The 5,961-nt window shown below is 30.9% G+C and carries 5 protein-coding genes; 4 read left to right on the top strand and 1 reads right to left on the bottom strand.

Annotated elements, in window-relative coordinates:
* The 3 genes from F6K40_RS38175 to F6K40_RS38165 form a co-directional block, all read left to right on the top strand.
* Window positions 1-1,710 (top strand): PAS domain-containing sensor histidine kinase (locus F6K40_RS38175; RefSeq protein ID WP_293144900.1); only part of this gene is annotated, 1,710 nt, incomplete at its 5' end.
* A gap of 368 nt (window positions 1,711-2,078) precedes the next feature.
* Window positions 2,079-2,459 carry a DUF4870 domain-containing protein gene (locus tag F6K40_RS38170; RefSeq protein ID WP_293144897.1) on the top strand — a complete coding sequence of 127 codons (381 nt, stop codon included), beginning with the start codon at window positions 2,079-2,081 and terminating at the stop codon, window positions 2,457-2,459.
* A gap of 240 nt (window positions 2,460-2,699) precedes the next feature.
* Complete coding sequence (locus tag F6K40_RS38165) at window positions 2,700-3,032, top strand: DUF4870 domain-containing protein (RefSeq protein WP_293144894.1); 333 nt, start codon at window positions 2,700-2,702, stop codon at window positions 3,030-3,032.
* Window positions 3,033-3,568: 536 nt separating this feature from the next.
* On the opposite strand, the gene F6K40_RS38160 is transcribed toward F6K40_RS38165, so the two are convergent.
* Window positions 3,569-4,042, bottom strand: coding sequence for a Crp/Fnr family transcriptional regulator (locus F6K40_RS38160; RefSeq protein WP_293144891.1), 474 nt, complete (start codon window positions 4,040-4,042; stop codon window positions 3,569-3,571).
* A 936-nt stretch (window positions 4,043-4,978) separates the two neighbouring features.
* On the opposite strand from F6K40_RS38160, the gene F6K40_RS38155 reads away from it, so the two are divergent.
* Complete coding sequence (locus F6K40_RS38155; protein ID WP_293144889.1) at window positions 4,979-5,899, top strand: SPL family radical SAM protein; 921 nt, start codon at window positions 4,979-4,981, stop codon at window positions 5,897-5,899.
* The last annotated feature ends 62 nt before the right edge of the window (window positions 5,900-5,961 follow it).

The raw sequence follows: 5,961 nt of genomic DNA, 5'->3' as shown, positions 1-5,961 counted from the left end.
CCTAAAAAAGAAGCAGAAAATCTTCATCAATTTGATAAGAATTGCTGGGAAAATAATTTACCATGCCACTCCGAAGAAACTTTTAAATTTATTGATGGTAAAGAGCATAATCTAGAGGTAATTAAAGTCAAAATTCAAGATGATGATAATGAAGTTATTGGTTTAATGTCTTTAGGTTTAGATATTACAGAAAGTAAGCAAGCTCAACAAAAACTTCAAGAATCAGAGACTAAATTTAGACAAATTGCTCGCCATGAAGAACTGCTTAATCATTTGGCAAATCAAATTCGTAATTCTCTCGATATTGATACAATTTTAGATACTACAGTCCATCAAGTTCGTACTATCTTAAAAATAGATCGTTGTCATTTTATTTGGCATCGTTTTGATAGTAGTACGAATGTAGACAAAACTAATAATAATTTTCTAGACAGTTGGGAAGTTGTCAATGAGTCAAAAGCAGAAAATTTCCCTAGCTTACTTGGTAAATATACAATCGAACAGGTAGGAACTTGGGCTTTAAGATTCTTACAATTAGAAATTGTTAGGGTTGATAATATTAGTCTTGTTAATGACAGAAAAATGCGACATTTTATACTTGCTTTAGGTATAATTTCTTTTGTGTCTATACCAATTAAAACTCAGTCCGGCAAAATAGGAGTTTTAGTTTGTGCCCATCATACCTTTATTCATAACTGGGATGATAGTGAAGTAAAACTTTTAAAAGGGGTAACAGATCAATTAGCGATCGCTATTGATCAGGCAGAACTATATAATCAAAGTCGTGAAGTTGCCTTTCAAGCTAAAGCACAAGCTCAGAAATTATCTGAAGCTTTGAAGAAACTCCAACAAGCTCAAGCACAACTTGTTCAAACTGAAAAAATGTCTTCTTTAGGGCAAATGGTTGCTGGTATTGCCCATGAAATTAATAATCCAATTAACTTTATTTCTGGTAATATTGTTCATGTTAGTAAGTATACCCAAGATTTACTCAGTTTAATTCATCTTTATCAGGAAAATTATCCCGCTCCACCTACAGTTATTCAAGAGGAAATAGAAGCTATAGAATTAGATTTTTTGATTGAAGATTTACCAAAAATTTTAAATTCTATCAAGGTAGGATCTAACCGCATTGCTGATATAGTTTTATCTTTACGAAACTTCTCTCGCTTGGATGAATCTGAAGTAAAATCTGTAGATATTCACGAAGGAATAGAAAGCACTCTCCTCATTTTACAAAATAAACTCAGATATAAACCACAAGAAAAAGCAATTCAAATTATTAAAAATTATGACTACTTACCCAACGTAAAATGTTACGTTAGTCAGATAAATCAAGTATTTATGAACATTATTTCTAATGCTATTGACGCTTTAGCAGAAAAACGAAGTCAAAAATTTAATCCCAGTGGGATGAATCAAAATTCAGATATTCCAGAAAGTTTACCTACTATTATAATTAATACAAAAGTTATATCATCTCAAGCAGTTAGAATTATAATTTCTGATAATGGTATGGGTATGACAGAAACAGTTCGTAACAAAATATTTGACCCATTTTTTACTACTAAACCTATAGGTAGTGGTACTGGTTTAGGGTTATCTATTAGTTATCAAATTATTGTTGAAAAACATCAAGGTAGATTAGATTGTACTTCTACAGTAGGACAAGGAACTAAATTTATTATTGAAATTCCCTTTCAGCAGTGAAAAGTATGGGGAGGGTGGGAAGTGTGGGAAGTGTGGGAAGTGTGGGAAGTGTGGGAAGTGTGGGGAGGGTGGGGAGTTAGACTTAAATAACTGAATTTCAGAACCACTTAATTATTAACCTATATTTTGTAAGCATTTCCTGCGGAATGCTGCGCAAACAGCTATTAGCAGTTAGCTATCAACAATAAAAATAAAAATGAATGAAGCAAGCATTAGTTTAAGTTATACTAAATCTTTAACCAGAGAATTGAAGCACAAAAACGATAAGCTTGAGTTGTTAACTAAAGGTAATGAAGCTGATAGCTGATAGCTGAATGCTTACTAAGAAATACATATATCTAGTTTAAATTAGGAGGAACATTTATTTAATGGATAGTGAACGAAGAAAAATTCTCTCAGCTTTATGTCATGGAGCGATTTTTTTTAGTGTAACTAATATCGTATCTATAGTCATACCAATAGTTATTATACTTCTAACTGATGATTCCATTGTTAAGGATAACGCTAAAGAATCTATCAACTTTCATATTAACATTTATATTTATGCTTTAGTATTTGGTATATTAATATGGTTTGGTTGGAGATTTCCTTTCAACGGAATTATTTCATTTGTCTTGTTTCCTTTCGGAATTCCTTTATTAGTTTTGTTAGCAATTTTTGCTGTTGTGATGGCAATAATTGCCATTATTAATGTTAAGAATAATCCCAACCAACCTTACCGTTATCCATTTATTTTTCATCTACTATAGCTACAATTTTTTTTAGTTTGGATTCTACTCAATGTAATTTATGACAAATAATATTAGTCTGAGTGAAGAGACTGAATTAAATATTCAAATTCTTATGAGGGAAAATACAAACCCAATAACAGAGCGATAATTATACTTCATAAATAACTCAATTTCTGAAATTATTAAATTAATCAGCTATACTTATTATCGTATAGGTAGGAAATACAGATATCTAATTTTAATCAGGAGGAACATTTAATGGATACTGACAAAAGAAAAATTCTCTCAGCTTTATGTCATGGAGCGATTTTCTTTAGCGTAACTATTCTCTCTGTAGGTATACCAATAGCTATGTTATTTATAATTGATGATTCTGTTGTTAAGGATAACGCAAAAGAATCTCTCAACTTTCATATTAACATTTATATTTACGGTATTATATTTGGTATATTAACCTGGCTGTTAATTGGCTTTCCTTTATTAGTTTTGTTAGCAATTGTTAATTTTGTCATGCCAATTATTGCTATTCTCAATGTAATGAGTAATCCAAATCAACCTTACCGATATCCATTTATTTTTCGTCTACTATAGTGAATTTTTTTTGAGTTAATATTCTAGCTAGGGTTTGCTGAAAAAGTCTTGTGGTAGGGGTAGTCAGGAGTCAGGATAAATGGGAATGAGCGAGAAGGTAGGAGTAAGAATTGTTCCTCAATTTTTCTGTCTAAGTCTCTGCCCAAAATACGCTCATTTTTGAACCTATAAAGACCTAAAAACTGGGATTTTTTCAAGACCTAAAAAGGCTTAATTTTTTACCTGAAAAGGATTTGATATTTAATCGGCAAACCCTAGCTAGTACCGTTTCAGCGAAGTTAAAAGTTAAAAGTGATACATTAAGATTTATGATAGTTAAAACTTTTTTGTTTTTCGAGCAAAAAATTAGGTTTCAAATCTCCTCAATAAAGGGGATGAAAAAAATATTCGCACCTAGTATTTCAATCCTAATGCTTCAATAGGAGATACTGATAACTGATAACTGAAATGACATCTTTAAAAGTGAATTTTCATAATATTAAGCAATATTGGTTCTGTCTCATGCAAAACCAATTTCCTAATATTTTCGCATATTTCTAACGGAGTTCAGGTATTCTACTATTATCGGAAGAAATACTACTTTCTCTAGCATTAAGTTTTTGATTAAATTCACGAATACGACGAGACAATAGACGAATAATATTAATTGCAATTTCTGGCGTTTCATCAATTGCATCATAAAGTTGCATTTGAGTTAACATCAAACACTCACAATTTTCTAAAGTAGTGACAGAAGCAGAACGAGGTTCAGCATCAAACAAAGACATTTCACCAAAACAAGCTCCTTGTTGCAACCTTGCTAATTCACGTTCTTCTAAATGAACTTTAACTCTACCAGATACTACGATATAAAGAGATCTTCCCTCTTTCCCTTCAGTGAAAATAGTATGATTAGTAGGAAAAGATAATTCGTCCATCACAGAAGCTAAACGCACTAGAAAATCATCTCTTAATTCTCTAAAAATTGGCACAGCTCTAATAAATAAAAGACGCTCTACACTTGTCAACATAATATTTACATCCTTACCCTTGATGAATAAACAAATTTAATAATCACCTTTGAGCGAGCAAATTTTAATGGTTAATAATATTTCAGGTAAAATCTGATAGATAACTAACTGAACTTCTTCAGCTTACACCATCTTACTACCTTTGACAAAAAATAATTTATATTTGATACAATTTTGATAAATTTTTGCTACAAATATTTAGGTTACCACTCTTGAGTCAGGAGACAAAAGTCAGGAGTTATAAATATTTAGTTTAAATATCGTTTATTGGCTTGAATATCCTTTTTTGATTAAAGGGAAATTCTATTAAACTTTTTTAACTACCCTGATTATTTATCAAATTATTTTATCTCAATTTTACCAAATATTTTTACAAATAACAAACATCAGGTAAACAAGACTAAAGTAGGAAAGAAGGGTAGATATTTCTATCTATTAATTATCATTTTTCAGTTTTTTCAATACTTTTAATTCCCTTTAAATCTATCAATACTAATTTTTGCTGATCGGGCAATGAATTAATCGCTAATAGCTGACTTTATAATAATTATTCTTAATACAGCAATTCCCAAAAAGCGTGAGGTACAAAATTCTTTGGTTTTAGGGAACAGGGAATAGGGAATAGGGAGTAGTAATTCTGATTTTGTAGGAATAGATAAAGAAGAAAAACAACTGTACCTCAGAGAGCTTGGGAAACGCTATATGTATAGCAATCCTAAGTAGGTTGCGGGTAATCAAAAAGTAGATAAAAAAGTTGAAACTCCCACCTGCCTGTTCCCTAAAAGCGGTAATATTTTTATGCACAAATAAAATAGGATTGTTATAGCAAATATTTATAATAAGCGGTGTAACTGGATGTTTTATTCACCTAAATCCTCTTTTAGTTTCTGATGTAAAAAACCTTGATTAATTTGTCAGTTGATTGAGAATATTAAAATGCAATTTGAAGACGAAAAGTATACAGTAGATACTAATCAATTGTTAGTGGTTAGTGAAAAATTTGGTAGTGCTGATGTTTACGGACAAAATGCCAAATCAATATTAAATAAAGCTACTGGTTTTATTAAAGCTTATGACTTTACTTTGAATCCTTATCGGGGTTGTCAATATGGTTGTACCTATTGTTATGCTGCTGCTTTTAGTCCTAATGAAAAAATGCGAAATGAGTGGGGAAAATGGGTTTTGATTAAGGAAAATGCAGCGGAAGTTTTAGAGAAAGAGTTGATGAGATGGCAAAAGAAAAATTCTGATAAATCACCTAGTATTTATATGAGTAGCGTGACAGATCCTTATCAACCGATAGAGTCTAAAACTCAATTAACTCGGAGATTATTAGAAGTAATGTTGGAATATCGACCAATTTTAGTTATTCAAACTCGTAGTCCGATGATAACGAGAGATATTGATATTTTACAACGGTTTAAAAATCTCCGAATTAATATGAGTATTCCGACGGGTAGTGAGGTGGTAAGAAAGGATTTTGAACCTCAAACACCTAGTATTAGAGCTAGACTTAATGCTATGAAAAAAATCAAAGCTAAAATTAATGATTTAACGGGTTATTTGCCTAAACTTTCTATTACTATTACTCCTTTATTGCCGACTTTACCAGAAGAACAAGATGGTTTTATTAGACAGTTAAATTTTGTCGATAGAGTTGTTATTCAAGATTTTCACGCTAGTCATAAGCGATCGCTAATAGCTAGCACTCGTGATGCAGCTATAAATATGAAAAAAAAGTACGAATGGTGGTACAATAATGAAGTTGAAAGTTATCAAAAATTCAAAAATAAGTTGCTACAAATACTAAATGATGTGGAAGTTAAGGAAGGTCAAGCAGGATTTACTTATGAATAATTAAATTAAGCATTAATTCAAAAATAAGTTGCTACAAATACTAAATGATGTAGAAGTTAAGA

The sequence above is a fragment of the Okeania sp. SIO3I5 genome (assembly GCF_010672085.1).
In the GTDB taxonomy this organism is placed as follows: Bacteria; Cyanobacteriota; Cyanobacteriia; order Cyanobacteriales; family Microcoleaceae; genus Trichodesmium.
The sequence above is the reverse complement of the archived record's forward strand: the minus strand, read 5'-3'. Positions and strand labels throughout refer to the sequence as shown.

Coding starts and splice junctions, on each gene's coding strand:
- F6K40_RS38165 (WP_293144894.1), top strand. CDS start 2,700: ATGGATACTGACAAAAGAAAAATTCTCTCAGCTTTATGTCATGGAGCG.
- F6K40_RS38170 (WP_293144897.1), top strand. CDS start 2,079: ATGGATAGTGAACGAAGAAAAATTCTCTCAGCTTTATGTCATGGAGCG.
- F6K40_RS38155 (WP_293144889.1), top strand. CDS start 4,979: ATGCAATTTGAAGACGAAAAGTATACAGTAGATACTAATCAATTGTTA.
- F6K40_RS38160 (WP_293144891.1), bottom strand. CDS start 4,042: ATGTTGACAAGTGTAGAGCGTCTTTTATTTATTAGAGCTGTGCCAATT.